The organism is Microcystis sp. M44BS1 (assembly GCF_020244875.1).
GTDB lineage: Bacteria > Cyanobacteriota > Cyanobacteriia > Cyanobacteriales > Microcystaceae > Microcystis > Microcystis panniformis.
In genome coordinates this window covers 1-26,515 of sequence record NZ_JADBVM010000019.1, presented here as the reverse complement: position 1 = coordinate 26,515, position 26,515 = coordinate 1, and the positions used below count along the sequence as shown (strand labels likewise).

Sequence of the window (26,515 nt, the reverse complement as noted above, 5' to 3'; positions counted from 1 at the left end):
GTTAGTGGTAGCGTAACATAATCTGGCGTTGGGTTTCATGCTTCAACCCAACCTACGTTCATCTTATATTTAATTCCACTCACCCACTTACTTGCTTCCAATTAGTCACTGATAACTGATAACTGATAACTGATAACTGATAACTGATAACTGATTAATTGGTGAACTTCAGGAAAGAAGAAATGCAAAAACGCTTCAAAATACTCGGTTAATGCTTCTTTCCAGGGTTCATCATAATTGGCAGTTTCTGATGTCATGTTTATTAAGATGATTTATTTAATATAATAGCCTTTTTCGTTGATGAGTAATTTCTGGAAGTCCCTAGCCAAAATAAATAAGACCCTAAACTATCTCCCTGTAACGCATTAAAAAAACGTTCATCTGCTGTGACCATTTGACAGCTTTTATGCACTGCCAAAGCTAGATAAACATAATTATAAACCACCTGTTGTATTCTCACAGCAATCTGTACTATCACTAAAAATCCGCCCCGAATAATGTTGATGTATCTCTTCAAAAATTCGCCTCGATTCAGCGTGAGTGCGTGTCTGAGTTGTAGTTTTATCTAGGCTTGGTGCTGGTTTAAACGTTACTGTCACCTCTAAATCAGTTTCTTTAACTTCCACGGGAATATCTAAATGCAATATTCGGTCTTCACCCACAGGAGAACGTAATTTAACTTGCTGTATCATGGTTATTTTTCCCCTTTTTTAGCGAGTAATCGACGGTAAACCTCTTGCTACTATAATAGCTATTTATGTCATTTGAGCGCAAACCACTTGACACTGCGACTATTTTGTGCAAACAATCGCCAATTTTTCAAGATTCCTGTAACAAAAATTAACATTTATTAAAAGAAAACGGGTTTCTCAAAGAAACCCGTTTTCTAAATAGTTTCTCGAAGAAACCCGTTTTCTAAAATACCCTAAGTCATAACTCATGATTAATAATTGAGCGAATGTCTTGTATAAATTGCGATGACGTTTGTATAATTATTCCTGTCTGTTCAGCAACTTGTGACGTAAAATCTTTGGTGTTTAAGCTTAGTAATCTATCTGCATTAGCCAATAAAGCGGCTGCAAGAATAGGAGCATCTTTTTCTTCAATAATTTTACAAAATTGTAAGAATTGTTCTTGAGATGGATTCGGTAAAATTTCAGGATTTATCTGGCTGATAAGTTGCTTGAAAATAGGAAGCGCTAAGGGAATTTTTTTATAAAGATTTCGCTGGCATTCTTCTAACACTTGTTCTGAAATAAGTATTTTAAATAAGCCAATTTCAGCCATTGTCAGCACTGCTCGACTTGCACCTGTTTTAGAAGCTGCACCAGCAATTAAGATACTGGAATCAGCAAAAATCCTCTTCATCTTAATGTTTTTCTTGGTATATTTTTTGCCTTTCTTCGTCTAATCCTTGTAATAAATCATTCAGTGTAACATTGGCTTCTTCTCGAATTGTTGTAATTTGGTCAGACAGTTGAGGGACTTTGGGTTGTTGTAAAGTCAACAAAATAATACCCTCAATTTCTATTAAATTTAATAAATCTCCTTCGCAAATATTGAGTTTATCTTGGATAGCTTGAGGAAGATTAATTGTTCCATTTTTTTCTAAGCGAATAGCAAAAGACTTCATGATTGATAAGTAGGTAGGCGTTAAAAATTATCAGATCCCCCCCTTATCAAGGGGGGCAGGGGGGATTGGCACCCCCCTTATCAAGGGGGGCAGGGGGGATCGAACCTTAAATCGATTTTTAATTTAATTATAACCAGCTACTTATTTATTGACGTAATTTATTTAAAATAATAGCATTTTTTGATAGTGCGGTCTGCTCCTCAGAAAATCCAGAAAACGGGTTTCTCAAAGAAACCCGTTTTCTCAATAGTTTCTCAAAGAAACCCGTTTTCTAAGGGGTTAGGTTTCAGGGAGCGCAGGCTGTTCAGTTCTGCGAGGATGGCTGAACTGCCGTTGATTGCGGCGGCTGCCACCGGGTTGAGTCCCCAAAATGCCCCGACTGCCACCACTAACAGGTTGGGCAGAGTAGCGATCGCCAAACTCTTGTATGCAGTGGCAAGGGTATGCCGCGCCAGGGCAAAGGTGTAGCCAAGGGGCTGGAGATCCTGGCTGTGCAAGATGACATCTGCGGCTGCTTCAAAATCCCCTCTCCCTAGAGAAATGACCACCTGATCCTCCCGGGCAGCCAAGCAATCACTACCACTGTCGGTTATCCAAGCCACCCGCTTACCTTGGCGGCGCAACTGTTCTTGGAGGCCCTCAACAGCAGCCCCATCGGTGGCGAAGTGGATGCACTGAGAAGGGATGCCCCAACTCACCAGCAGCTCCGGGGTAATCAAGTCCTGGAAACTTTCGCGAGTAAAGACCAGAGTATCCACCTGAGCCAGCTTTTCCAGTACCCTGGCATTGCGGATATAAACGCCTTGTCGCGCTGCCGCCGTCAGGGACGAAACCACTGCCAAGGGAGTAACGCCCCGCAGAGAAACCCCGATGTCGAGGGGTAACAGCGCACTCGCACGCCCCAAATCTCCCGTCAGGATTGCCCAAGTGCCACTCAGGAACAAAGTGGGTAGGATCGCTCCTTGGGCGACGGGTTTGAGGTTCTGGAGTAGTTCGGTTTTTTCGACGGAATCTAGCCACCCTTCCCGAGCTGCCTCGGGAACGGGGGCGAACCGCTGCCGGTCAGAGAGCCAGTGGATTTCTGCATCTTCCTGCTCGAACAGCAGGTATAGCTCGTCTTCTAGCTGTTGGAGCTTGCTCTGGCGTAGGCTCTCCCCCACTGCTGCCAGATTGAGGGCGAGTGCGCCAGCAATGTTGTTACCTTGCAGCAGTTGGTAGCTCAACCAGAGAGCATCGAGGCAGTCTATTGTCACTTGTCCCTGCTGGGTGAGGGCTTGGCCAACCCTCTGCCAGAGAGGAATTGAAGCCGCAAGGACAATTCCCCCCACAATCGAGAAGGGCAGTTCTAGGGGAACAGCAGCGATCGCCACAGCCAGGGTTAAGGCCGGCAGCCCTAAAGTTGGCCAAGTCCCCTGATTCCTAGCCCCGACTTTCTCGCTTGCATCTGGCTCTCTTTCCCGGCCGGCCGCTGGGATAGCCGCTTGCAAGTAATCTAGGATGGCCGTTGCTGACAGCATTTCCGCCGGGTAGGAGACAATCAGGGAGCAGGCAGCGGCATTGATGCGGCTCTCGCTGATGGCAGTGGTTCTCAGCAGCGATCGCTGTAAGCGTCTGGCAAATTCGTCATCCCAATTGAGGCGCGGAATGCGAATTCGCAGCCGTCCCGGAATTTGATGGGCGACTTGCCAATCTACCCACTCAGGGGGTGCTGGGGAATTTTCTGCCGCTTGAACTGGTGCGGGAGTCAGACTTGTTGTCGTCATGGTGAGGTGATTCGAGAGGGGCTACCGACTAGCAGCGGGACGAACAAGACATTCAACAGCAGGCTGACAGCAGCGACGTAGATGATACCAGTTTTCGACTTCCATCTAAAAATCGAAAGAAAAGTATTCCCCGAATATACCATAAAAAAATTAGGCGTTGTCAGATCAGAAGAGGAAAGATGCAATGCTCCGGTGCTGATTCGGAGCATCTTTCCATTTGACAACGCCGATTGTAGGGCTAATTCCGGAATTAGCCCTACGCCGATTGTCGGGCTAATTCCACTGCTAAATCGAGCGATTCTTGTTCCCCACTTAAGCCCAACTATCGGCACTATTCGTTCATTAAACACTAATTGTCAAGATGCCATGTAATCTTTCCTATCAAAGTAATTTCAGTTCCGGTGCTGATTCGGAGCATCTTTCAATTTGACAACGCCAAAAATTATGAAAGAAGTGCATTCAGCTAATCTAAGGATAGGCGGTTAAAATGCGTCTTGGCTTAATAAGTAGGTGGGTGGAATTAAATATAAGATGAACGTAGGTTGGGTTGAAGCATGAAACCCAACGCCCGCATGGGTTACGCTACCGCTAACCCATCCTACAAATAATTGTGCATCCCTACTTAGCAATTCTTTAAACACAAACTACCTATCAGATTTTGGAAAATTGGCATAACAAAAGTAACTAAAGGGAAAGCCAAATTTGATTAGGGAGTTGCCAGAAATTGACCGAGAGATAATTCGGCATTAACTAAAGACTTCAACGGGATTAATTTGACAGCACAAGCTTTTAATTCTGGTTGCAGGGAAATCGGACAAGCGGCCGGATGGGTGAGACTATTGGCCTCAGCATTTTCTGCCCATAGGGTCCCCCAGTGCATCGGCACAAAGACACAATTAGGAGCAATTGCTTTGGTAATTAAAGCGGGAAAACGGGCAGAACCGCGACGAGAACGCACCTCCACCCATTCCCCAGCTTCTATGCCCAATTTTGCTGCATCTTGGGGATGAATTTCTATAAAAGGTGCGGGGTGCATTTTGACAATTTTCTCAATGCGGCCGGTGCGAGTTTGGGTGTGCCAGTGACCGTACAAACGCCCCACGGTCAACACTAGGGGATAATCATCGTCCGGGGGTTCCGCTAGACCTTTACTGTGGTAGGCGGCGAAAACAGCACGACCATCGGCAGTATTAAATTTACCATCGGTATAAAGGCGTTTTGCAGCTGTTTTTGGGCTTTTATCGTCATCTTTAACGAAATTCCCTAGTAATTCCCCGGAATTAGCGGTTTTAGGGGCGGAAATTTCATCGATGGAATCGGGCCACTGGAGGGGAGTCTCGGCCAGGCGATCATAATTAATCCCTGTCATATCACAAGGACGTTTATATGTCAAGCCGGCAAACTCGGAATATACCTCGGCCGAATCCTGAAAATTAAATTGTGCCTGAAAACCCAAACGGCGACCAACTTCGGCAAAAATTTGCCAGTCGGATATAGCTTGACCGACGGGAGGGCGAAAAGCTTTATTTAACGTCACCATCCGCTCAGAATTGGTCATTGTTCCCGTTTTTTCGCCCCATTGGGCTGCTGGCAGTAATAAATGGGCATAGGCGCTGGTTTCTGTGGGATAGTAGGCATCCTGATAGACAGTAAAAGGTGATTTTAATAGGGCGGCCTTGGTACGTTCTAGATCAGGCATACTAACAGCCGGATTAGTAGCGGCAATCCAGAGAAGTTTCACCTCTCCCGTCTCCAAACCAGTAATCATACTCCAAGCGTCGCGACCGGGGACGGGAGAAATCCGACCAGCAGGTAAACCCCAAGCTTGTTCCACTTCGGCCCGGTGTTGGGGATTTTTGACGGAACGATAACCGGGGAGAAGATGGCAGAGGCCGCCGGCTTCCCGTCCTCCCATGGCGTTGGGTTGTCCGGTTAGGGAAAAAGGACCGGCCCCCGGTTTACCGATATTAGCCGTCATTAGGTGTAAATTGATTAAAGTGCGGGCTTTGGCCGTGCCTTCGCTGGATTGATTGATACCCATCGACCAGAGGGAAAGCACTCTTTTCGATTCGGCCCAGTAGCGGGCAGCCTTTTCTAAATCGTCGATGGGGATACCGCATTTATGCGCGACGATTTCGGGGGGATAATGGCGGATAATTTCGGCGTATTTAGGGAAATCCCGGGTGCATTTATCGATAAAATAGGTATCGATCGCACCCCAATTCAGTAACAGGTGAGCAATACCATTAAATAGGTCAATATCAGTCCCCGGGTTAATGGCGAGGTGGAGATTAGCGGCCTCGGCGGTTTTGGTTCTGCGGGGATCAACGACGATTAATTTCGCTTGTTGGTTACGTTTGAGATACTTGTGCAGACGGTTAAAGATGATGGGGTGACATTCGGCTGTATTTGTCCCCACCAGAAAGGCACAATCGGTTAATTCTAGGTCATCGTAACAGCAGGGGGGACCGTCGGAACCGAAACTGTTCAGGTAAGCGGCCACGGCCGAGGACATACAGAGACGGGAATTAGCATCAAAGTTATTGACTCCCAGACAGCCCTTGACCAGTTTTTGGGCGATGTAGTAATCTTCGGTGTGAAATTGTCCCGAACCGTATAAACAGATACTTTCCTTTTCCCCCTGAGCGATTAGAGTTTGGATACGGTTAACGATGCGATCGAAGGCCTCTTCCCAAGTACAAGGACGAAATTGACCTTGCAGGGAATCGCGGATCATCGGGGTTTTGAGGCGATTTTTATCGATTGATTCCGCTACGGTGGCCCCCTTGACACAGATCATACCTTGACTGGAGGGGTGGGACTTGTCCCCAAAGACTTTCCCTGCTTGTCCGGCCGACGCGGGGGGGGTGACTGTCAAACCACAACCTACTCCACAGTAAGGACATTGGGTTTTTGTAGATTCAGTCATAAGCAGTGGGTCTGATTGGTGGCGCTATCTTTAGGCATACTAAGATAGTCCGCAGATTTTCTCGGCAAAATTGTAGTTATTAATACAATTTATTACAGGCCTTAGCTAAATTGCCATTTTCGTGATGCAAATCGCGCATTAAAACTGGCTAGATAAAAAGCATACACTTGTTCTCGTGTTGAAAAAGAATCGGGATAGGATAATAGTAGTCTCTAGGGTGCGGAAAAAGTTTTCAGCCAGTCATGACCTACGAACCTCTACATCATAAGTATCGTCCCCAAACCTTTGCCGATTTGGTGGGACAATCAGCGATCGCCACGACCCTGAGTAATGCCTTAATCAGTGAGCGAATCGCTCCTGCATACCTATTTACTGGACCCAGAGGCACGGGGAAAACCTCCTCGGCGCGAATTTTAGCCAAATCCCTCAACTGTCTGTCTAGTGACCATCCGACGCCGATTCCCTGCGGTAAGTGTTCCGTCTGTCAAGCGATCGCTAATGGTTCCGCTTTAGACGTGATCGAAATTGATGCCGCTAGTAATACCGGTGTAGATAACATTCGGGAAATTATCGAGCGATCGCAATTTGCCCCCGTCCAATGTCGTTATAAAGTCTATGTCATCGATGAATGCCATATGCTCAGTACGGCGGCCTTTAATGCTTTGCTGAAAACTCTAGAAGAACCGCCGGATCGAGTGATTTTCGTGCTTGCTACCACTGATCCTCAGCGTGTCTTGCCTACCATCATCTCCCGTTGTCAACGCTTTGATTATCGCCGTATTGCTCTCGATGCGATGGTGGCACACCTGCAAAAAATCGCCCAAATAGAAGCGATCGATATTAACCTAGAAGCATTAACCCTTGTGGCTCAGATCGCTAACGGTGGTTTACGGGATGCGGAAAGTCTCCTCGATCAATTAAGTTTACTCGCAGGAACGATTACGGCCGAGCGAGTCTGGGATTTAGTCGGTGCAGTCCCCGAAAGAGACCTTTTAACCCTACTTAAAGTCATTCATAGCAATATTCCCGATCAAGTTATCGAACAATGTCGCCATCTCATGAATCGCGGTAAGGAACCTTTAATCGTCCTGCAAAATCTAGCGGGATTCTATTTAAACTTACTTTTAGCTAAAACCGCTCCTAATCGTCCAGAAATGGTCGCTGTCACTGCTCCCACTTGGCAGGATTTGTGTACGGAAGCGCGTACTTGGTCTTTAGAGGAAATTCTCCGCGGTCAACAACTGCTTAAAGACAGCGAAACGCAACTAAAAAACACCACTCAACCCCGTCTCTGGTTAGAAGTCACTCTATTAGGACTGTTACCGCAAGCACAGGTGATTCCGCTAGTTGCCACGGTAGCGCCTTCCCGTCCCCAAACCAGCGCCGAGAGGCCCCCTGAAATGATCACAGCGCCGGCGCCGGTTAATCAACCAATCAAACCGGCAGTTATCACCCCGACAACTAGCGTCGCAGTGCCGAAAACTGAGGTTAAAACTGTTACCAGTGATGACAATCATGAACAAATTTGGCAGCAGGTTTTAGAAGTAATGGAACCCCCCACTACTCGCACTCTCCTACGTCAGCATGGCAGTCTTTTTAGTATGGAAGAATCGAGTGCTTATTTAAGCATATCTTCGGAACAATTATTAAAAATGGCCCGGCTACGCTTGACTAATATTGAGTCAGCTTTCGAGGCAGTTTTTCAGCGCCGGATTAAAGTCCATTTACAGGTAGGTTCCGCCACTGCTGCCATGGCTGCGGAAGTTTCCCAATCCCCGGCAGCCAAGATGCCACTACCACCAGAAACCGCACCAAATCCACCAATAACTCCCGAAAATAAAGTTATGACCGTGGTGGATATTCCCCCGGTCAAAGAAGCAATTATCGAGAAAAAAGAAGCAAAGATCACCGCGTCGGGAACCCCAAAAACTCCTAGCACAGAACTGCCAGAAAAAATCTTAAATTTTGACTCATCTTTAGGGACATTAGATCAAGATGTTGATGTTAGCGAAATTTTGGCAGCCGCTCAAAAGTTAGCGAAATCTTTTGATGGTGAACTGGTCAATATGGGTTATTCAGTGCCAGAAAATTCGGCCGCAGAAACTAAAGTTAATAAGTCTCTGGAAAATATGACTATCGTGCGCGGGAGACCTGATGTTAACGAAATTTTAGATAGTTTGGAGGAGGACGAAGATCTTCCTTTTTAAGGCTATCTCAACGGCTTGTGCTAAACTAATAGGATATGCCACGTCTCAGGATTGGCTATTCTTGCTCAAATTCTAGCTACTAGACCTATGACACCCGAAACTAAGGACAGAATCGATCAATTAGTTCAGAATAACAAAGTTCTTGTGTTCATGAAGGGCAATAAATTAATGCCTCAGTGTGGTTTCTCCAATAACGTCATACAAATTCTCAATATTCTGGGGGTTTCCTACGAAACTGTCGATATTCTGCAAGATCAGGAGTTAAGACAAGGAGTTAAGGAGTATTCCAATTGGCCGACTATTCCCCAAGTCTATATCAACGGTGAGTTTATTGGCGGTTCCGACATTATGATCGAACTCTATCAAAATGGGGAACTACAACAAATAGTCGAGGTAGCCTTAGCTTCCTAAAAATTTTCTAGGTTAGGATATCTAACCTAACCTAGTTTAAAGTTGTCCAACTAGCAATCTTGGTAGAGGTGATGATTGTGACAATTCGAGAAACTGCAATTTCTAAGCTAGATCAACTCCCCGAAGTCCTTGTTCAGGAAGTAAGCGACTTTATTGATCTTCTCGACCATAAATATCGAGTCAAAACCTTTGACACTCAGCCTGATGGAAAACTGATAAAAATGTGGTTACAATGGTTTGAAGCCGTAGATGGCTTAACTGTCAATTCACCGGAACCAATAAACGACTACCAACAACTCCTGCTCGAAAAATATCGGCAACAAGGACTAGATCTATGATCCTGTGTGATGCAGGGGTGCTGCTTTGTTTGGTTGATCGCACCCAACCCCAACATAAAGCCTACAGAAATACGGTAATGCGTTTAGCAAAGCCTCTCGTCACAACTTGGTCATGCCTGACCGAAGCCATGTACCTTGCGCTGCATCGGGGGGGTTGGCAAATGCAAAAACAACTGGGACAACTTCTTTTAGACAAACTGCTGGTGGTTTACAATATTCAAGAAAGTGATTTTAGTCGCTTGTTGGCTTTAATGGAACAATACTGTGATCGACCGATGGACTTGGCAGATGCAACCCTAGTTTTAGTAGCTGAAAAGACTGGGTATCGGCAAATTCTCACCCTCGATACAGATTTCCTGTTTTATCGGATTCAAAACCAAGGCAGCTTTGATATTATTCAAGGGTAGTGATGGAAAATCTGCTTTCAACGGCCTATAACTCCACCGATAGAAAATGCTCCCCTTTAAAACTGTCCTTTGAATTGTTCTCTATCTTGTGCTATCAGGAAACTTTGTTGGGGAATACCGATGTGAATTCCCTTCTCCTCAAAAGCAATTTTTAGACGACGACGATACTCTCTTTCTATATCCCATTGTCGTAATCTTTTGACGACAATTCTGAGCATAATTTCCATTCCCGTGTGAGAAACCCGACTAACACCAACAACCTGCACAGGATTGATGATATCTTCTTGCCATTGTGGATCTACAGCCATATTTTCAGCGATGGCTGCCATTAAAGCGATCGCCACATCTGCCTCGGTGTCATAGGCGACTTCGATGGTAAAATTGACTCGCGCCCAGTCTTTACTGAGGTTGTGTGCGCTAATAATTTGGTTATGGGCAATAGTGATTAAACGTCCATCAGCAGCCCGCAATTGAGTCGCTCGCAAACTCATATTTTCCACCAAACCGATAAACTCCTGAAACTGGATCATATCACCAACAGTGTACTGATCTTCAAAGACAATCAGAAAACCGTTAATCCAATCTTTTAAAAGATCCTGAAAGGCAAAGGTGAGCAATGCTCCCACTAAACCGGCTCCCGTGAGTAAAAAGGCGAAAGAAAGACCCATCCAACTCAAAAAAATCAAAATTCCTAGAAAAATGGCGATAAATGTGATCATTTCTCGCCCAACTTCTAATAAAGTGGGAGCGCGCAGAATCCTCCTTTCCAAATTTTCGGAAAACACCGCTCCTTCCTCTACCCACTCCCGTAGCCGAAAATTAACGTAGAGGTTAACCATATTGCTCACTGATGTCAGCAGTAACCAGATAATAAAAATCCGCAAAGGAATACGAATTATCCCGCGTCCTTCTAGTCTAGTTTCAGGAAATACATACAAAATCGCCGCTATTCCGCTAAACCAAAGCAGTATCAGTCCAATAAGAGCAAGTCTTTTCCAGAGAATATTTAACGTCAGTTGTCGCTGAATATCTGCCTGTTGACGGAAATTAGAGGAATCTTCTAGAGCGGCTAAAATCGGTTCTTGGGAGCGCTCTTTTCTGGGGGGGGAATTTATGGCTAAATTCCGATCAGATTGACTTTTAGCCTGTTTTTTGAGGAGATTAAAGCGATTTCTTAAACGTTTCTGCCACCAAATTGATACCCAGCTTAAGAAAATTAGCCCCAAAATAATTTTAGCGGCGGTCATTACCTGTTGCCGGCGAGCGGCGGGCTGACGTTCTTGCCAAGCTTGGAGCAAAGCTGTTTGGATGATTTGAACCCATTGGTCTGCTAAATCGTCAACCGAAGAAGAATCGATCAGGGCATCAACTTCTGTTACTGTCAGAATTACCTGTTGCGGTAACTTCTGGTTATCCTTGGCCACAATCACGGTTAAATTATTGAGCGTCGCCGTACTTACTTGCAGGGTTGTCGGATCGAAACCCCGATTGATAATATTATTTAAACCTCTTTCAATGCGCCTAGCCCGTCTTTCTACCGGGGAGAGTTCCCGGGCCTCAGAAGCCGTAAAATCTTGGGAGGCAATCTGAAATAATACAAATCCATCTAGATGCACGGAGGCATATTCTATATCCCCGGCTACAAAAATCCTTGTCCCCGTGGGAGATGCAAATGGAACCAGAAAATTTTGGCCTAGGGATGGCAGGGAATTAAGAACAAAAATACTAACCAAGAAGCAACCCACCAATCCTTGAAGGACCAGATTGAAAATTTTTCCCCGTTGCCATCGTCCCATTGCCCAAGTTTCCTTTTTGATTAACAATGATCTTTACCCGCTTTCTCAGCTTATAGCAGTTATCTTTATGGTGAGATAGAAAGTTTTCGTTTTGGGGAGTTAGTCGTCCCCCTCCCCAACCCCCCACTGATGACTGATTACTGATTACTGAAATCCCCAACACCTTACTTAACTTCTCATGTCCAATATTTCCCCACAGTGGCGCGAGGAAATTACGTCTTTACCCGCTTGGTTACGGCGTTCACTCGGCAAATCTAGCGAAATTTCCACGGTTCAGCGCATTATCAAACAAAGGAACATTCATACTATCTGCGAGGAAGGTCGCTGTCCCAATCGCGGCGAATGTTATGCCCAAGGTACGGCGACTTTTTTGTTGATGGGTCCTACCTGTACCCGGTCCTGTGCTTTTTGTCAAGTGGATAAGGGTCATGCACCCATGCCTCTCGATGTGGAGGAACCGCAAAAAGTGGCGGAAGCGGTGCAATTGTTAAATTTAAGTTACGTTGTCTTGACTTCTGTGGCCAGAGATGATATGGAAGACGGCGGAGCCGGTTGGTTTGTGCGGACGATGACAGCCATTCGCGAACGCAATCCCCACACTTTAATTGAGGTGTTAACCCCGGATTTTGCTGGAGGTAAGGGAAGTCAACAGGAACGGGTGGCGACGGTGGTAGGGGCAAAACCTGCCTGTTACAATCACAATATCGAGACGGTGCGCCGTTTGCAAGGGCCGGTTAGACGCGGGGCTAAATATGATCGCTCTTTGGCGGTTTTGCGTTATGTTAAGGAAATCGATCGCTCAATTCCGACGAAATCTGGCTTAATGGTCGGTCACGGTGAGACAAAAGAGGAAATTATCGAGACTTTGGCAGATTTACGGGCGATAGACTGCGATCGAGTTACTATTGGTCAATATATGCGTCCTTCTCTGGAACATTTGCTCGTACAGAAATATTGGACTCCCGCAGAATTTAGCGAGTTGGGAGAAATTGCCCAAAAAATGGGTTTTTCTCAGGTTAGATCCGGCCCCCTAGTCCGCAGTTCCTATCATGCGGGAGAGTAAATCAGTTATCAGTTATCAGTTATCAGTTATCAGTTATCAGTTATCAGTGATCAGTTATCAGTTATCAGTTATCAGTTATCAGTGATCAGATGTAAGTTTTAAGTTAATTTTTGTAAATCTACTAAGTTGGGATTTTTACGGGGAAACTCTCGGCTAAAATTGGGCGTTACTTCCCACGATTTTATGACTCAATCCAAGCTTTTGGGGGGTTCTACCCCCCAAACCCCCCGTTGGGGGCGTGGCGCCGCCCCCAAACCCCGGAGCGCATTAGTTTTTCGGTGGGATGCTTACACGCAGCTGCTGATACGTCTGTAATAATTTAAGAGTCACTGATAATTGCTGATTGTCGGTATTTCTGCAAATGTGAGATACAGCCTTCCTAATTCCCATTTCATAATTCCCATTTCATAATTCCTAATTCCCATTTCATAATTCATAATTCATAATTCCCTGATCAAGATGAATTTAGAAGCAATCATCCTAGAGGAAATTAAACAATCAGCAGCGGGTCGAATTAGCTTCGATCGCTGGATGGATTTAGCTCTCTATCACCCCGATTATGGCTATTACACCTCTGGAAAAGTAGAAATTGGCTCAAAAGGAGATTTTTTTACTTCCTCGTCCCTAGGGGCAGATTTTGGCCAATTGTTGGCGGAGCAATTTGTCGAGATGGCGGAATTTTTGGGCAATTCGCGAGGATTTACTTTAGTGGAAGTGGGAGCAGGTTCGGGAATTTTAGCTAAGGATATCCTTGATTATTTAAGTCATAGCTATGCTGATTTTTATGAAAATCTCAGTTATATAATTATCGAACAATCTCAGAAACTCAGGGAAAGACAACGGGCAACTTTAGCGGGATATTCCCCGGTATCTTGGCAAAGTTGGCCGAATTTAGCCGATAATTCCCTTGTGGGTTGTGTGTTTAGTAATGAGTTAATCGATGCTTTTCCTGTCCATCGAGTTGTGATCGAGTCGGGAGAATTACGAGAAATTTATCTGGGATTGGGGGAACCTTTTCAGGAGATTATCGCAGATTTATCCACCGACAGAATCAAAGACTATTTTGATTTAGTGGGGATAAATATTCCCTCCCCACTTTATCCGGAGGGTTATCAAACCGAGGTAAACTTATTAGCTTTAGACTGGTTAGAAACGGTTAATCGGAAACTCGATCGAGGTTATATTTTAACCATAGATTACGGTTACACTGCCGAAAAATATTATCATCCCCAAAGAAGTCAAGGAACCCTACAATGTTATCGACAACATCAGCGTCATGATCATCCTTATTTGTGGGTGGGAGAACAAGATATTACCACTCATGTGGATTTTACTGCTTTACAACGTCAAGGGGAGAAATTAGGCTTAAAAAATCTCGGTTTTACTCAGCAAGGATTATTTTTAATGGCTTTGGGATTAGGAGATAGATTAAAGGAACTTTCTCAAGGAAAAATCGATATATTAACTATATTTCAGCGTCGAGATGCCTTACATCAATTAATCAATCCCACCGGTTTAGGAGGATTTGGAGTGTTAATTCAGGGGAAAGGAGTAGAGGAAAGAATACTTCAGGGATTAAGTAAATAACTAAAAAAAAGGGCTGAATGCTGTTAACTTTCAGCCCCAAGAAATAATTAAGCTCCTACGGATTCTTTAGCCGCATACATTACCTCTAAAGTTATTTCACCAATACCTCGCTCCCGGGCGAATTTTTCGGTATTTCGTTTAACTTTCCCCCGCACAAAACCGGGTATTTTCTGTAATTCTGCCGTCGCTTCCTTATTCCAATTTAGGTCAGAATCTGCCGAGATACCTTTAGTAATTACCTCTTTTGTATCATGACCACCGAATATCTCTAATAGGTGATCTTCCATACCCAAAGTAAAGGAATTATAGACCAAATCGGCGATCTGATTAGTGCCTTCGTAACCTAAGAAAGGTTTATAACCGAGGGGGAAATTTTGGATATGAATAGGTGCAGCAATTACTCCACAGGGAATATCTAAACGTTTGCCGACGTGACGTTCCATTTGAGTACCAAATATCGCCGCTGGTTCTAATCGAGCAATAGCATCCCCTATCGCCCCATTATCATCACTAATTAACACTTCATCGCAATATTCACTCACTTGTTCCCGGAACCAATCGGCATCATACTTGCAATAAGTACCCGCTAAAACCACATGGATTCCCATCTCTCTGGCGAGAATTTTTGTCATAGCGGCTGCGTGGGTATTATCACCAAAAACCACCGCTTTTTTCCCCGTTAAATTCTGACAGTCGATGGAACGAGAAAACCAAGCAGCTTGGGAGATATGCAGAGTTTGTTCATTGATAAAATCTTCGTAATCTACTGCTGCACCTTGGGGATTAATTACCTCTTGAATTTGGCGAATACAGCGCGCTGTTTCCACCACTCCCATGGGGGTAATATCAACGTAGGGCATGGCGAATTCACTTTCGAGATATTTGGCTGTCATTAATCCCACTTCTCGATAGGGAACCAGATTAAACCAAGCGCGGGGCAGATTTTTTAAGTTGTCCACCGAAGCAGCTTCGGGGATAATTTCGTTAACTTCAATGTCCAAATCTGCCATTAACCGCTTTAATTCTGTGCGATCATGTTGGTTATGGAAGCCGAGGGTGGTAATACCAATAATATTAACCGAAGGTTTAGGGGTTTTCTGGGAGATAATTTCCCCTTTTCTCTGGGCCTTATCGAGATAATATTTGATAATTTGATAGAGGGTTTTATCGGCCGCTTGTAGTTCATTATAGCGATAGTGGTTAACATCGGCCAGCAGCACATCTCCTTGGGCATCCTGTCGCGCTCTTTCGACAAAGTTTTGTAAATCCTCTTGGAGAATGCTGGAGGTACAGGTGGGGGTTAAAACGATTAAATCGGGACTTTCTTCGCGATCTTTGCGAACAATATTATCGACGACTTTTTCTTGGGACCCCCGGGCTAAAACATTACGATCGACAATACTAGCAGTGACGGGGGTAAAATTACGCTCCCTTTCCAGCATCGAGCGCATGACGTTAAAATAATCGTCTCCCAGAGGAGCGTGCATGATAGCATGAACATTTTTAAAGGAACTGGCGATCCTTAAAGTGCCAATATGAGCGGGACCCGCGTACATCCAATAGGCCAATTTCATAGAGGTTTCTCCTACAGTCAGACTTTTTTGATTGTCTCAGACTTTACCGATTTAGGAGTGAACACTTAACGGAAGATTACAAAAAGTCCCCATGCAGATTAAGTATCTTTTCGGGGAAAAATGACACAAATATTAATGTTAACTTTTTTAACAATTTATGTCATGAGGGCAAAAATTTCTTTACCGACCGCTTGGTAACAAAGCCAACCGAAATTCGACCGGGGGTCGGGATAATCTTTGACGATGACTCCCTTTTCGGCCGCTCGTTCAAAAGCAACTAAACGGGGTATTTCTCGCTTAAATAGCGGTAATTTGGCTTCTTCTAGAGCTTTCCGCGCTTCCCGTCCTGTTTTTGTCCGTGAATCCACTTGGGTTAAAAGAACTCGATAATTATCGGTCATCGTGGACAGCAATTCTGCCGCTTTAATGGTGACATCGATATCGAGATGATTGGGAGTGGTGGGTAAAATTAATAAATCGCTGCCCTGAGCTAAATCTTTTAACTCGTCCGGCTCTGGCCGGGCCTGGGTATCGACGATAATATGAGTGTATTGTTTCACCAGTCCCGTCGCTCCAGCTTGGGACGCTACCATAAAAGGAAGGGTATCTTCCCGGGACCAATGGAGAGCCGAACGATTTTTATCCGCATCAATCAATAGGGTGGGCGCTTTTTCTTGAAAATAGGCGGCCAAATGAATCGATGTGGTGGTTTTCCCGACCCCTCCCTTCAGTGCTACGACGGAAATAATCATGAACGGCTCGATCAAAATAAGTGAGTATTTTCTAGTGTACTCCCAGACGGACTGAAAACCGTTTAAGTTTCCCCCAGAAAGGCTATCAGTCAGGATTCTAGATTTTTGAGCGTGGCTCTCTCGATCTTATGGTGTAAAGTGTCCCTTGATGTTAGATTTTGGGCTGATACCCTCCCTTAGATAACGATAACTTTTGCCGCTTTAAAGCACACATCTATTATCTTGGCGAATATCCCAACTACCGTCAACACGGAATAAAAATAAACAGCGTTTGTCGGGTGTACCGGAAGCAACTAAAGTAATTCTGCCTAACTGTCCCCAAGAACCTCCTAAACCCCCCTTTGTATCGGCCCAACTAGCGCGATAAATTGTACCTTCATTACCAGCAGGTCCACTAACTCGGCGTAGGCTAGAATTATTAGTATCGATACTAACACCGCGAGTGATGGGAGTCCAGTCGATGACATTTTCACATTCGTCCCCTTGCACTTTTGCCACTTTAATCTGTTCGGTTTCACTTTCTGCCATGCACAAAGATAGGGGATGAGAACCTTCTCCCGTGGCTTGATAACGGGTATTTTTCCAATGTTGTGATATTTCAAAGGTGGCGATATTTAAGCGAATCCAAGCCATTAAACTATGATAAACAGAAAGGGCAATGGTTAAGAGAATTCCTAATAAAATTAGGGTAACTAACATCTCGACTTGAGTTAAGCCAGAGGTGGATTTTTGCCGATTAAAAAGCTGTAAATTGCCAAAATGTTTTCGAGAAAGGTCGAAGATATTCATGGGCCTCATCTTGCCTTTTTATTTTCAATAAATTATGGGATTAGAAAGGAGCAACAATTAATTTGCTCTAGGATAATCCACATAATTTCTTGCTGTTATTACGGACAAAATTGACTGCGATCGCTATTTTTTCTGATATGGGCAAAAATGAGCTAAATAAAAGCAATTTTCTGATTTTTTGCTCAATTCAGTTTATTTGCCCTGTTTATATGGCAAAATGTCCCGCTAATGAATAAATCCCAATTGTCGTCTGGCCTCAAATAATCCGATCGCCACACTAACGGAAAGATTTAAACTTCTCACCCCCGGTTCTGCCATGGGAATATAAACCGTGTCATCGCACTTATTTAATAAATCTGCCGGAATACCGTCGGTTTCACTGCCAAAAAGTAGCCAATCTCCGCTTTTATAGCTGTATTTCAGATAACTACTGCTGCCGCGCACTGTAAACCCGATCGCCCTTCCGCCGCTCTTTTGCTGATATGCACAGAAGTCATTAATTGTCAAGTGGTACATAAGTTTTACATAGGGCCAATAATCTAAGCCGGCCCGCTTCAGATAGCGATCGCTAATTTCAAAACCCAAGGGACCAACTAAATGCAATTCTGTCCTCGTTGCGGCGCAAGTACGGGCAATATTTCCCGTATTTGGCGGAATTTGCGGATTGATTAAAACCACTCGTAAAATCGGTTCAGTCATCAGTTATCAGTAATCAGTTATCAGTTATCAGTTCACTGTTCACGGCAAAAAACTCCCCACCTCTCAATTCATAATTCATAATTTATAATTCCCACTTCTCTTGGGTGAGGACTAACTATACTAGATTCTGCCCCACCCTAGTCAAACTTATTTTAAATTGGCATAACTATCCATACTCAACGGGACTAGATCGCCATGGATGGTCAAACCTAACAACATTGTTTCATTAGCGGGAATTAACTTGCCTGTAAGAGCGCAAATCTCATTTTTTCTAGCTGTAGCGTTAAATACTGCCCTTATATCGGTGGCACAAAACTGAGGTCGATAATCTCCTGATTTTTGCTGAACGAAATTCCATAAGACATCGCGAATGAGTGCTTGATATCCTTGATTGCCGGAAATCTCTTTCAGCTTGTCCTTGAGGACTCTTTCCAGACGAATGCTGGTGACTTCCATATCGGTAGTGGTGGTGCGTGTGATTGTCCGCATAATTTTTTCTCCCGAATACTAAAACCTATTGGTGTTACAAGTGTAGTATAAGAAAGATACCTTTAACAAGCACAACCGGCGAAACCATCACCTCTGTTGCTCTTTTTATTGTCACCTCATGGCTATTTTTCCCATTTTTGAACTCTCGAAAATTAATTATGCAACAAGTCCACTGTTAATCCAGTTAGAGTCGAGCCTAAACAGCGATCGCATCGTTCCAATAATAACTATTATTAAGTAGGGAGGCACAATTATTTGTAGGATGGGTTAGCGGTAGCGTAACATGAGCGGGTGTTGGGTTTCATGCTTCAACCGTTCGGCAAAAGCTCACGGCCGAAGCCCAACCTACGTTCATCTTATATTTAATTCCACCCACCTACTTAATATACCCAAACACCTAGAAACAATTGCTATTTTTCCTCAGATTGACAATAAATCTAATTGTCTCCCCTGTAGGTCTTTAAAGCTGATATTTTCTTGAGAATCTCTGGAGAAATCTAAAGATTTAATCACCTCTTTTGCCACCGCTTTTACCACGGGAATGGCCACAGAATTGCCGAACTGTTTATAAGCTTGGACATCGCTAACAACAATCCGAAAACTATCGGGAAATCCCTGTAATCTTGCCCATTCTCTGGGGGTCATTCTGCGGACGAATAATTTATTTACCTCTCCCTTAATGCGAGTAACAGGAGTAAAATTAGTCAGTCTTTGATCGATAACTAAATTTCTTTCTTTTCCCATACCTCCCACCACAATAGCATTAGCGATACCATCGGGAGAAATAATCTCATAACCGAACCCATTACCTTTATTTTGGTGTCTATCCTTGTGTTTAAATAAAGTTTCTAAATACTGATTAGAGAGATAATATTTAACGCTGACTTCCTTTTCTTCTAGAATATCTTTGAGACAAGTTTCTTGATGGGTTGGTTGAGGATAGGAAAAATGGTAAATATTCAAATCCTCTCGAAAACCGACGATAAAAATTCGGGGACGGTTTTGAGGAACCCCAAAATATCTGGCATTTAAAATCTGGGGACTAGGGACAAAATAATGCAAATCCTTTTCTAATATGTCTAAAATAGTTTTTAAAGTTTTACCTCGATCGTGGTGGACTAAACCCTGGACATTTTCTAAGATAAAAGCTTTCGGTTTCTTTTCGTGTAAGAGCCGGGCAACTTCAAAAAATAAGGTTCCGCGTGCATCTTCAAAACCGTGTTTTCTGCCGGCGATACTAAAGGCTTGACAGGGAAACCCGCCACAGAGTATATCATGATCGGGGACAGTTTTTGCCTCTAATTTTCTGATGTCTTGATTATCGGGTAAATGACCATAGTTAGCCAAGTAAACCTTTTGGGAGTGAGGATCGATTTCCGAGGAAAAAACGCATTGACAACCGAGATTTTCTAGGGCGATTCTAAATCCTCCTATACCGGCAAATAAATCAATAAAAGTCCACATATTTTATCTATTCTAAGCTTCAGTTTTGATCCAGGAGACGATATTAAACCGGCTATCTTAGATTTTAGTATAAATGCTCGCATCTTTAACACAGGCAGGATTCAAGTCTCTCCTCGCCTACGCTTTAGAATTAGTCTGTCAAGGTTATACTACCCTAGAGGAAATCGAGCGCCTCATAGCTGATCAATTCACTTTGCCACCTCTGTGCTGCCAATAATCCTGAAATTCCCTCGGATGTTTTCGGGAGAATCGAGGCGATCGAGCAGTTATTACAGGCTCTCAACCGTGAATTACAGTCACTAAAGCGGGAAATTAGCCTAAATTATGCCACAGATTCCCCTGAGAGCGCAAATCCGACTATTCTCGACCAAGAGTTACCTGATTTGACTAATCTAGTCCTTTCTTCCCAAAACTGGTCAACGGACAAGGAAACGATCGTTTTCGCTGCCCCTGTTTATGAGGAGTTAACCGACCCCGGCGATTGGGAACAGTTAAAACGGGAACTAGACCCCAATTAAGACCTGATCACCTCCTCGCAAGTCAATACTTCTTTTCCTTCCGCCCTCGATCCTTGGCCCTAGTCGGGTAAAATGCTGGGAAAAGAATTAAAATTTAACCTGGGCAGTATTTGAGGACTAAAAAGTAATGACCACAGAATTAGAAACCAAAAAAGTTACTCCTACTCGCTGTTTAGTTGGCGCAGCAATTTCGGCAGCATTGGGGACAATTCTCTATTATCTCACGGCAGCGATCGGTCATTCTTTTTACTCAAAACCAATGGTTGCTCACAGTCCGATCGCCTTGAGAATTGGCAGCGCTGTCCGCACTTTAGTTTTTGGTTTAGCTTCTCTAGGAACCTTTATTTTTGCTTTTGTCACCATTGGTTTAATTCTTTTGGCTATCCAATTACTACTTAAACGCCCTCAACAAACATAAATTATGAATTATGAATTGGAAGTGGGGAAGTGGGGAAGTGGGGAGCTTTTCAGTGTTGCCAAAGGCACGGCGTAGCCGTCCAGTAAACTGATAACTGATCACTGATAACTGATCACTGATCACTGATAACTGATAACTGATTAACGGACATTTTGTGCAATAAAATCTTCGATTAGCCGTTCTAAAACAGCCGAGGAGGCGCGGGTAATCAGAAAACATCTAAACTTTTGCCCTTGACTGAGATATTGGGAATAGGCCGCCTGTAAAAAAGGTTTATAGCCGGGGTTTTTGCGAATATACACCTCAAAAAAGGCCAAAGATAGGGAATGGGCGTAACTATCGATCAGATATGGTGCTGGCAGGGTAAGATCGGCTACGGATTCGATCGCTTCGTTAATTCCCGCATCTAGTACCGAAAAATCGACGTGAGCTTGACCTTCAATCAGAGCTAAATATTTATTTTCGGTGTTGAGCAGGGGAAAAGAGCGCACCTGTTCAAAAATAGCGGGGGTAGCGGGATCGTAGGTTCCTGCCGCTACAAAAGTGGGAATTTCGATCTTAGCTAGTCCTTTAGCCCCGAAAATACTCCAATTAAACGGATTAACCGCAAAAATCGCTTTGATTCTCGGATCGCGAAAGTTGTATTCTTCTCGGGGTAAATCCAAAGCACGACACTGCAGCAAGAGGGAGACATTGAGAAAAGCTAATCTTCTTTGACAGTCCCGTTGTAAATTCTCGAAATCGATCGTCGCTCCACCCACGGCTAAGGCTGTATAACCGCCGAAGGAATGTCCACCAACTCCCACATTATCTAAATCTAATTGCCCCTGAAATTCCCCCGCGTTGCGTCTTTGCAATTCATCGATCACAAAAGATATGTCCAATGGACGATTGACAAATTCGTTGGTATAAAAAACCATCCGCGATAAACCGGCCAGCAGATTCTGCACCTGTAGGGTATCGCTGCCGGGGTGTTGGGGTATGGCGACGAGATAACCGTAACTAGCCCAATGTTCCGCTTGTCGGACAAAATCTTCAGGACGGGAAGCTAAACCGTGGGAAAAGACGATAACGGGGGTTTTCTGGGTTAATTGCCCCTTGGGTTTGACAATAATTAGATAAAGTTCCCTCTGACGACGGCTATCGGTTAAATCCAGCCGCATCTGTTCCACTTGTTGCGGTCCCGGTTGTCGGGGGTCGGTCATAGCGGTAAAATTAATTTCACCGGCCTTTTTAGCTTCTTCTAAGGATAATTGCGCCACCTTTTCTGTGAATACTGTGGTGGCTTTCAGGACGACATCGATCGCCCGAGCTAATCTTTGCACTTTTGTCACATCAATCTGCATATTAGTGGGCAGATTACGCAGCAGGCTAAGAATAGTTACCCCTTCCGGTTCAAAAGCTGATTTAATTAGGGCAGAACGCAGGGCAAATTTACCATTAATACCCCCTTGAATGGTGATCAGTTCCCCTAAGAGGTTGAGGATATCTTCCCCCATTGTGGAGTTAAAAAAGCGCGAGATCAGGACGGGATTAATTTCTTTACTTGTGGTTAAAGCTTGCCGAAATTCTTTTTGTTGTTCGGCGGTTGTATTACCCAAATATTGTCTTAGATTAGCGTCAATTCTGCCAGTCTTGGCAAACTTTTCTAGGGAACTAATTTCTAGGGTACGACTAAAGGGCGCTAAGATAAAAGTGATTCTCTCGGCCGAGAGGACAGGAAAGCTAGTCAGTATCGTTCCCAAGCAACCAAGAGCGATCAAGCGACCAATTTTAGCTAATTGCAACAAGTTTTTCGGCTCCTTTTCTTTCTGCGATCCTATTCCCTCTGGATTATAACAGTAACCTTTCAGTTTTTAACCGTTTTCTTGCTTGACTATCAACAAAAATTATCAATTTGCCACGGTCGATAATCTTGACCTAGAATAAGTGGGTGGGTGGAATTAAATATAAGATGAACGTAGGTTGGGTTGAAGCATGAAACCCAACGCCCGATTATGTTACGCTACCGCTAACCCATCCTACAAATAATTGTGCCTACCTACTTATCAATTTACCTCGATCGATAATCTTGACCTAGAATAATAGGCAACAAGTCTCGAAAATTTCCATCTTGCCGATTTCAAGCTACCTAACCACTCACTGCTCATGATTTCAGGGTAAAAATGCCAAAGTTGCCACTACTTTCACCCCAAATTCTTCCTCAAAAACAGGTTTTTTATAGTCTAAACTCCACAATTCTAAAGCACAATCATCTTCAGCATTATTGGGAAAAAGATGCAGATGTAGGGTTCTATATTCGGGATCATACTTACATTCAATCTTTTTAATCGCTCCTATTTGTCGTCGATCTAAAGCCACGGCCAAGCGCAGTATAGCACTTAGATGTCTGACCATATACTGATAGTATTCCGTCAATTTCATAAAATCATCGTGTCTTTTCTTCGGTTTACTTTTGCGGTGATAACGAGCGATATTAGCGATAACTTCTAACTCTATTTCTGTATAGCCCAACAGTTCACCATTGCGAATTAAATAATAGGAATGTTTATGATGGGCAGCATGACTAACATATAAACCACTATTATGTAAAATTGCCGCCGCCCATAATAGATCTTTAGCCTCCTGATTCCAAGAATGTAATTGTGCTTGGGTTTGCTCGAACAAAGACAGGGAAAATGTCGCTATCCTCTCGGCCGATTCTAAATTAACTTGATACTTTTTCGCTATTTTCAAGACACTGCGCTGACGGATTTCACTCTGATAAAGTAACCGATTATCAATTAAACCGTGCGTCAGCATCCAATCGACGATTACCCCTTCTCGCAGGGCCCTTTCACAGAGAACTAACTTATCAACATCTAACATGGTCATCGCTTCCAAAAGCACGATCGAACCAGCTAGAATTATCTCGGCCCGTTTATCGGACATCCCCAGAATTGCCAGTCTTTGGTGATAGTCCAAAGTGGCGAAACGTTTGACCAATTCTTTGACATCTTTGCGGGTTAATTGATAGCCATTTAAAGGATTGGGAATTTCCCCCAATTTCTCCAAAGCATGGATAGTCATCAAAGTTTCGATCGTCCCAGAAGTTCCCACTAAACGCGGCACTTCTCCCAGCTGTAAATGATGTTTAATTTCCTCTACTGCCCGCTCCAACATTCCCCTGGTGTATGCCCTTAAATAGGCTAATTCTGTGGTACTAATGGGATCGGTAGTGATTAAATCTTGCGTCAAACGCACCGCGCCGATTTTGGTACTACTAAGAAAGCGAATTTCTTGACTATCGGCTAAGATTAATTCCGTGGAACCGCCACCAATATCGATAATAATATGGGCTTGGTTTTGGAAATCCATCCCCGAGACGACACCGAGATAAATCCGGCGCGCTTCCTCCTGTCCAGAGATGAGATTTACAGAAATACCGACTTCTTTCTCGATTAAAGCCAAAAATTCGTCACCATTGGCCGCTTCCCGGGTGGCGCTGGTGGCAACGGCAATAATCTGATCCGCATGGAGACTAATAGCTAGATCGTAACAGCGTTTTAAAGCGGCGATCGCTCTTTCCATGGCCGCTAGGGTTAATTTACCAGTTTTTCTATCTCGATCGCCCAGACGGACTGTATCCTTTTCTCGGGCAATAATCGTAAAAGCGGGTAAAGACGGTTCAATTTTCACCACTACCATGTGAACCGAATTCGTACCAATATCGATCGCCGCTAGGATTTGGACATCGGGGACTTTTGCCTGGGGCGCTAGTCCCCAATTGGCTGTAACTTGATTAGAAATATTCACCATCGCTTATCAGTGATCAGTTACCAGTCGGGGGATAGGTGTTAAGGCTGGTCTTATTATCCCTCTAATTGTCCGCCTCGGCGCTGCAATTTTAGCTTTGTATAGCATTCATTCGTCAATATACAATTTTCGCTGCTCCAGGGCCAATTGCCGGAATTCCCCTTCCCCAAATTCTCCCTCCCTGGGACGGCGCTCTCCCTCGGACTCGACTAAATAGATATAATCACAATCAACCCCTTCTAGATTGCTATTTTCGGCGATTTTCCAAGCTTCGATACAAGCACCCGTCAGGGTAGCTCCCTGTAAATTGGCTCTCATCACGTTACTATGGGCTAAATTTGCCCCTTCTAGATTAGCGTAGGCTAAATTTGCCTCGCTCAAATTTGCCCTAGTCAGGTTGGCATTTTTGAAGTTAAACCCGGAAAGATTTAGTCCGCGAAAATTATAGCCAATATAAGCTTTATTTTCCCCTTGACCAGTAACCAGAAGATTTCTCATCGCCACTTCGGCTAAAATTGTCTTTTCCCAGCGCGCTCGCTCGATGCCCGATACCAGATAAAATCGAGTTCTAGTTAAATCTTTTGCCCTTAAATCAGTGGCTTTTAACTGCGCTCCCGTGAAATCCGCTTCTTTAAGATTTGCTCCGCAAAAATTTGTACCTTGACTGGCTAAAAAAGCAATTGCTATCGATTTCGCCATCGTTTCTCTCGATTCTTCTAGGGACAACCAGGCCAGATAAGCGGTGAATAAAGTACCACAAACCCCAACAATCAAAGCTATAGAAAAAGTTCCATTCATCACTGCTATCCCAGCTAATGCTCCCTGAAAAGCTAGTATAATTACTGTCAATAAAGTTAAAATTAAGCTGATGCCAATTGCTAGGATAAAACTTGTTGATTGACCAGAAATTAAAGATAAAACTAAGGGTAATCCCCCAACTCGCTGACGATAAAATATTCCGTAAATTAGGGATAAAATCGTGATTATCACCGCAGCAATGATTTTAAATTGGCTTACATCCGTCACCAGCATTAAAGCTAGATAATAACCAGCTAATCCCCACAGATAGCCGCAGAAAGCCGCTATTAACCAAGAAATTAAAATTAATTGTAGCCGACCGCGCTTTAGTAATCCTGCCCTGGCCTCGGTAAATTTAGTTCCCTCTAAAATAGCCCCTTGAAAATTAGTACCACGCAGATCTGCTTGACTAAAATTAGCCCCGGATAAATTCTGTCCGTGAAAACACTGTCCTTTTAATTTTACTCCTGTAAAATTGCGTTTCCCTTTGGCATATAAATCCAGTAACTCACTTGCTTTCATAGAAATTACAGATATCTGTTTTTTGCTTGATTAATTAATTAATTTAATTCATAACACCTATTATCTTTTAAAAATTGGCCTTGGTTATTTTTTGGCTATACTAAATCCGTTGAGTATAGGCTAGTTATGAGGAGAGGCACTCATGCAAAGGGGAGAATAAATAATCAGTTTTTAATAACCGGATTTAGTCTGATGGCTTGTTTTTCCGCAGATTCAGCACTCTCCCATACCTTGTAAACAAGATTTAGTATAAGCTAAGACGCATCTTAACCGCCTATCCTTAGATTAGCTGCCCCCCCCTTAATCCTAGGGCTGTTTCATTCTCCCATCAGAATATCAAAAGTAAAAGCGATCACTGTCTTTGTAAAATGAGAAGTGACCGCCAACTTTTCAAATATATGTTGAGCTTAATATAAAAACTGAAACAAGTCAAGGACTTTCGGAAAGATAAAGGAAAAAGACACCCTTTATGGATAGTATTAGTAGTAATAATACTGGGAACAATGCTAGGATACTCAGGTTAGAGAGAACTAGGAGAGTTTGCTAAAAATAATCGGCACAGG

The 26,515-nt window shown here is 43.7% G+C and carries 25 protein-coding genes and 1 pseudogene; 10 read left to right on the top strand and 16 right to left on the bottom strand.

Annotation, left to right across the window (positions count from 1 at the left end):
* Window positions 1-101: 101 nt before the first annotated feature.
* From IM515_RS00875 to IM515_RS00850, 6 genes are all read right to left on the bottom strand, one after another.
* Window positions 102-257: a hypothetical protein gene (locus IM515_RS00875; protein ID WP_287629353.1), complete on the bottom strand. Its 156-nt coding sequence runs from the start codon at window positions 255-257 to the stop codon at window positions 102-104.
* Between the two features lie 177 nt (window positions 258-434).
* Entirely contained in the window at window positions 435-692 is a 258-nt protein-coding gene (locus tag IM515_RS00870; RefSeq protein WP_002770636.1) for a hypothetical protein, read from the bottom strand.
* A 238-nt stretch (window positions 693-930) separates the two neighbouring features.
* Complete coding sequence (locus IM515_RS00865; protein WP_287629352.1) at window positions 931-1,368, bottom strand: PIN domain-containing protein; 438 nt, start codon at window positions 1,366-1,368, stop codon at window positions 931-933.
* A gap of 1 nt (window position 1,369) precedes the next feature.
* Window positions 1,370-1,633: an AbrB/MazE/SpoVT family DNA-binding domain-containing protein gene (locus tag IM515_RS00860; RefSeq protein WP_002770640.1), complete on the bottom strand. Its 264-nt coding sequence runs from the start codon at window positions 1,631-1,633 to the stop codon at window positions 1,370-1,372.
* 254 nt (window positions 1,634-1,887) lie between these two features.
* A complete protein-coding gene (locus tag IM515_RS00855; RefSeq protein ID WP_287629350.1) occupies window positions 1,888-3,396 on the bottom strand; it encodes an HMA2 domain-containing protein in 1,509 nt (502 codons plus the stop codon).
* Window positions 3,397-4,102: 706 nt separating this feature from the next.
* The gene (locus IM515_RS00850; protein ID WP_287629349.1) at window positions 4,103-6,325 is read right to left on the bottom strand and encodes a molybdopterin oxidoreductase family protein; all 2,223 of its coding nucleotides are present in this window, start codon (window positions 6,323-6,325) and stop codon (window positions 4,103-4,105) included.
* Between the two features lie 242 nt (window positions 6,326-6,567).
* On the opposite strand from IM515_RS00850, the gene IM515_RS00845 reads away from it, so the two are divergent.
* From IM515_RS00845 to IM515_RS00830, 4 genes are all read left to right on the top strand, one after another.
* A complete protein-coding gene (locus IM515_RS00845) occupies window positions 6,568-8,532 on the top strand; it encodes a DNA polymerase III subunit gamma/tau (protein ID WP_287629348.1) in 1,965 nt (654 codons plus the stop codon).
* An 87-nt stretch (window positions 8,533-8,619) separates the two neighbouring features.
* Entirely contained in the window at window positions 8,620-8,943 is a 324-nt protein-coding gene (grxD, locus tag IM515_RS00840) for a Grx4 family monothiol glutaredoxin (RefSeq protein WP_002770648.1), read from the top strand.
* Window positions 8,944-9,014: 71 nt separating this feature from the next.
* On the top strand, window positions 9,015-9,281 hold the full coding sequence (locus IM515_RS00835; RefSeq protein WP_002770650.1) for an RNA-binding protein: 267 nt from the start codon (window positions 9,015-9,017) through the stop codon (window positions 9,279-9,281).
* A complete protein-coding gene (locus tag IM515_RS00830; RefSeq protein WP_002770652.1) occupies window positions 9,278-9,688 on the top strand; it encodes a type II toxin-antitoxin system VapC family toxin in 411 nt (136 codons plus the stop codon). Before IM515_RS00835 ends, IM515_RS00830 begins: the two co-directional genes overlap by 4 nt.
* Before the next feature lie 56 nt (window positions 9,689-9,744).
* On the opposite strand, the gene IM515_RS00825 is transcribed toward IM515_RS00830, so the two are convergent.
* Window positions 9,745-11,484, bottom strand: coding sequence for a mechanosensitive ion channel family protein (locus IM515_RS00825; protein WP_287629354.1), 1,740 nt, complete (start codon window positions 11,482-11,484; stop codon window positions 9,745-9,747).
* Between the two features lie 178 nt (window positions 11,485-11,662).
* Between IM515_RS00825 and lipA the strand changes: the two genes are divergently transcribed.
* Both lipA and IM515_RS00815 read left to right on the top strand, forming a co-directional pair.
* Window positions 11,663-12,547 (top strand): lipoyl synthase, encoded by an 885-nt coding sequence (gene lipA, locus IM515_RS00820; RefSeq protein WP_287629347.1) that lies wholly within the window; start codon window positions 11,663-11,665, stop codon window positions 12,545-12,547.
* Window positions 12,548-13,006: 459 nt separating this feature from the next.
* Complete coding sequence (locus IM515_RS00815; protein WP_287629346.1) at window positions 13,007-14,134, top strand: class I SAM-dependent methyltransferase; 1,128 nt, start codon at window positions 13,007-13,009, stop codon at window positions 14,132-14,134.
* 47 nt (window positions 14,135-14,181) lie between these two features.
* Here the strand turns inward: IM515_RS00815 and bchB are convergent, their stop codons facing one another.
* The 6 genes from bchB to IM515_RS00785 all read right to left on the bottom strand — a co-directional run bounded on the left by bchB (window position 14,182) and on the right by IM515_RS00785 (window position 19,901).
* Window positions 14,182-15,708 carry a ferredoxin:protochlorophyllide reductase (ATP-dependent) subunit B gene (bchB, locus tag IM515_RS00810; protein ID WP_287629345.1) on the bottom strand — a complete coding sequence of 509 codons (1,527 nt, stop codon included), beginning with the start codon at window positions 15,706-15,708 and terminating at the stop codon, window positions 14,182-14,184.
* A gap of 155 nt (window positions 15,709-15,863) precedes the next feature.
* Window positions 15,864-16,460: a nucleotide-binding protein gene (locus IM515_RS00805; protein WP_002740297.1), complete on the bottom strand. Its 597-nt coding sequence runs from the start codon at window positions 16,458-16,460 to the stop codon at window positions 15,864-15,866.
* A gap of 201 nt (window positions 16,461-16,661) precedes the next feature.
* Window positions 16,662-17,249, bottom strand: coding sequence for a prepilin-type cleavage/methylation domain-containing protein (locus tag IM515_RS00800; RefSeq protein WP_287629344.1), 588 nt, complete (start codon window positions 17,247-17,249; stop codon window positions 16,662-16,664).
* 225 nt (window positions 17,250-17,474) lie between these two features.
* Window positions 17,475-17,948 carry a tRNA (cytidine(34)-2'-O)-methyltransferase gene (locus tag IM515_RS00795; protein ID WP_287629343.1) on the bottom strand — a complete coding sequence of 158 codons (474 nt, stop codon included), beginning with the start codon at window positions 17,946-17,948 and terminating at the stop codon, window positions 17,475-17,477.
* A 147-nt stretch (window positions 17,949-18,095) separates the two neighbouring features.
* The gene (locus IM515_RS00790) at window positions 18,096-18,437 is read right to left on the bottom strand and encodes a hypothetical protein (RefSeq protein ID WP_193959812.1); all 342 of its coding nucleotides are present in this window, start codon (window positions 18,435-18,437) and stop codon (window positions 18,096-18,098) included.
* A 420-nt stretch (window positions 18,438-18,857) separates the two neighbouring features.
* On the bottom strand, window positions 18,858-19,901 hold the full coding sequence (locus IM515_RS00785) for a DNA cytosine methyltransferase (protein WP_287629342.1): 1,044 nt from the start codon (window positions 19,899-19,901) through the stop codon (window positions 18,858-18,860).
* Window positions 19,902-19,974: 73 nt separating this feature from the next.
* On the opposite strand from IM515_RS00785, the gene IM515_RS00780 reads away from it, so the two are divergent.
* The 3 genes from IM515_RS00780 (at window position 19,975) to IM515_RS00770 (ending at window position 20,837) form a co-directional block, all read left to right on the top strand.
* A complete protein-coding gene (locus IM515_RS00780; RefSeq protein ID WP_287629341.1) occupies window positions 19,975-20,118 on the top strand; it encodes a hypothetical protein in 144 nt (47 codons plus the stop codon).
* Window positions 20,119-20,284: 166 nt separating this feature from the next.
* Entirely contained in the window at window positions 20,285-20,419 is a 135-nt protein-coding gene (locus IM515_RS00775) for a hypothetical protein (RefSeq protein ID WP_287629340.1), read from the top strand.
* Window positions 20,420-20,546: 127 nt separating this feature from the next.
* Entirely contained in the window at window positions 20,547-20,837 is a 291-nt protein-coding gene (locus IM515_RS00770) for a DUF3082 domain-containing protein (RefSeq protein ID WP_002786666.1), read from the top strand.
* Window positions 20,838-20,977: 140 nt separating this feature from the next.
* Here IM515_RS00770 and IM515_RS00765 read toward each other — a convergent pair whose 3' ends face one another.
* The 3 genes from IM515_RS00765 to IM515_RS00755 all read right to left on the bottom strand — a co-directional run bounded on the left by IM515_RS00765 (window position 20,978) and on the right by IM515_RS00755 (window position 25,952).
* Window positions 20,978-22,627, bottom strand: coding sequence for an alpha/beta hydrolase (locus tag IM515_RS00765; RefSeq protein WP_287629339.1), 1,650 nt, complete (start codon window positions 22,625-22,627; stop codon window positions 20,978-20,980).
* Window positions 22,628-22,991: 364 nt separating this feature from the next.
* Window positions 22,992-24,635 carry a Ppx/GppA phosphatase family protein gene (locus tag IM515_RS00760; RefSeq protein ID WP_287629338.1) on the bottom strand — a complete coding sequence of 548 codons (1,644 nt, stop codon included), beginning with the start codon at window positions 24,633-24,635 and terminating at the stop codon, window positions 22,992-22,994.
* A 105-nt stretch (window positions 24,636-24,740) separates the two neighbouring features.
* A complete protein-coding gene (locus IM515_RS00755; protein WP_287629337.1) occupies window positions 24,741-25,952 on the bottom strand; it encodes a pentapeptide repeat-containing protein in 1,212 nt (403 codons plus the stop codon).
* Between the two features lie 419 nt (window positions 25,953-26,371).
* Between IM515_RS00755 and IM515_RS26060 the strand changes: the two are divergent.
* Window positions 26,372-26,473 (top strand): annotated as a pseudogene (locus IM515_RS26060) (transposase family protein); the annotation flags it as partial.
* Window positions 26,474-26,515 lie beyond the last annotated feature (42 nt).

Excerpts from the sequence above, each read along its gene's own strand:
- IM515_RS00815 (WP_287629346.1), top strand. The coding sequence starts at position 13,007 with ATGAATTTAGAAGCAATCATCCTAGAGGAAATTAAACAATCAGCAGCG.
- IM515_RS00780 (WP_287629341.1), top strand. The coding sequence starts at position 19,975 with ATGCTCGCATCTTTAACACAGGCAGGATTCAAGTCTCTCCTCGCCTAC.
- IM515_RS00835 (WP_002770650.1), top strand. The coding sequence starts at position 9,015 with ATGATTGTGACAATTCGAGAAACTGCAATTTCTAAGCTAGATCAACTC.
- IM515_RS00795 (WP_287629343.1), bottom strand. The coding sequence starts at position 17,948 with ATGACTGAACCGATTTTACGAGTGGTTTTAATCAATCCGCAAATTCCG.
- IM515_RS00845 (WP_287629348.1), top strand. The coding sequence starts at position 6,568 with ATGACCTACGAACCTCTACATCATAAGTATCGTCCCCAAACCTTTGCC.
- IM515_RS00860 (WP_002770640.1), bottom strand. The coding sequence starts at position 1,633 with ATGAAGTCTTTTGCTATTCGCTTAGAAAAAAATGGAACAATTAATCTT.
- IM515_RS00875 (WP_287629353.1), bottom strand. The coding sequence starts at position 257 with ATGACATCAGAAACTGCCAATTATGATGAACCCTGGAAAGAAGCATTA.
- IM515_RS00850 (WP_287629349.1), bottom strand. The coding sequence starts at position 6,325 with ATGACTGAATCTACAAAAACCCAATGTCCTTACTGTGGAGTAGGTTGT.
- IM515_RS00770 (WP_002786666.1), top strand. The coding sequence starts at position 20,547 with ATGACCACAGAATTAGAAACCAAAAAAGTTACTCCTACTCGCTGTTTA.
- IM515_RS00830 (WP_002770652.1), top strand. The coding sequence starts at position 9,278 with ATGATCCTGTGTGATGCAGGGGTGCTGCTTTGTTTGGTTGATCGCACC.
- IM515_RS00785 (WP_287629342.1), bottom strand. The coding sequence starts at position 19,901 with ATGTGGACTTTTATTGATTTATTTGCCGGTATAGGAGGATTTAGAATC.
- IM515_RS00825 (WP_287629354.1), bottom strand. The coding sequence starts at position 11,484 with ATGGGACGATGGCAACGGGGAAAAATTTTCAATCTGGTCCTTCAAGGA.
- IM515_RS00800 (WP_287629344.1), bottom strand. The coding sequence starts at position 17,249 with ATGAATATCTTCGACCTTTCTCGAAAACATTTTGGCAATTTACAGCTT.
- IM515_RS00855 (WP_287629350.1), bottom strand. The coding sequence starts at position 3,396 with ATGACGACAACAAGTCTGACTCCCGCACCAGTTCAAGCGGCAGAAAAT.
- IM515_RS00755 (WP_287629337.1), bottom strand. The coding sequence starts at position 25,952 with ATGAAAGCAAGTGAGTTACTGGATTTATATGCCAAAGGGAAACGCAAT.
- bchB (WP_287629345.1), bottom strand. The coding sequence starts at position 15,708 with ATGAAATTGGCCTATTGGATGTACGCGGGTCCCGCTCATATTGGCACT.
- IM515_RS00790 (WP_193959812.1), bottom strand. The coding sequence starts at position 18,437 with ATGCGGACAATCACACGCACCACCACTACCGATATGGAAGTCACCAGC.
- IM515_RS00760 (WP_287629338.1), bottom strand. The coding sequence starts at position 24,635 with ATGGTGAATATTTCTAATCAAGTTACAGCCAATTGGGGACTAGCGCCC.
- IM515_RS00805 (WP_002740297.1), bottom strand. The coding sequence starts at position 16,460 with ATGATTATTTCCGTCGTAGCACTGAAGGGAGGGGTCGGGAAAACCACC.
- IM515_RS00870 (WP_002770636.1), bottom strand. The coding sequence starts at position 692 with ATGATACAGCAAGTTAAATTACGTTCTCCTGTGGGTGAAGACCGAATA.
- lipA (WP_287629347.1), top strand. The coding sequence starts at position 11,663 with ATGTCCAATATTTCCCCACAGTGGCGCGAGGAAATTACGTCTTTACCC.
- IM515_RS00865 (WP_287629352.1), bottom strand. The coding sequence starts at position 1,368 with ATGAAGAGGATTTTTGCTGATTCCAGTATCTTAATTGCTGGTGCAGCT.
- grxD (WP_002770648.1), top strand. The coding sequence starts at position 8,620 with ATGACACCCGAAACTAAGGACAGAATCGATCAATTAGTTCAGAATAAC.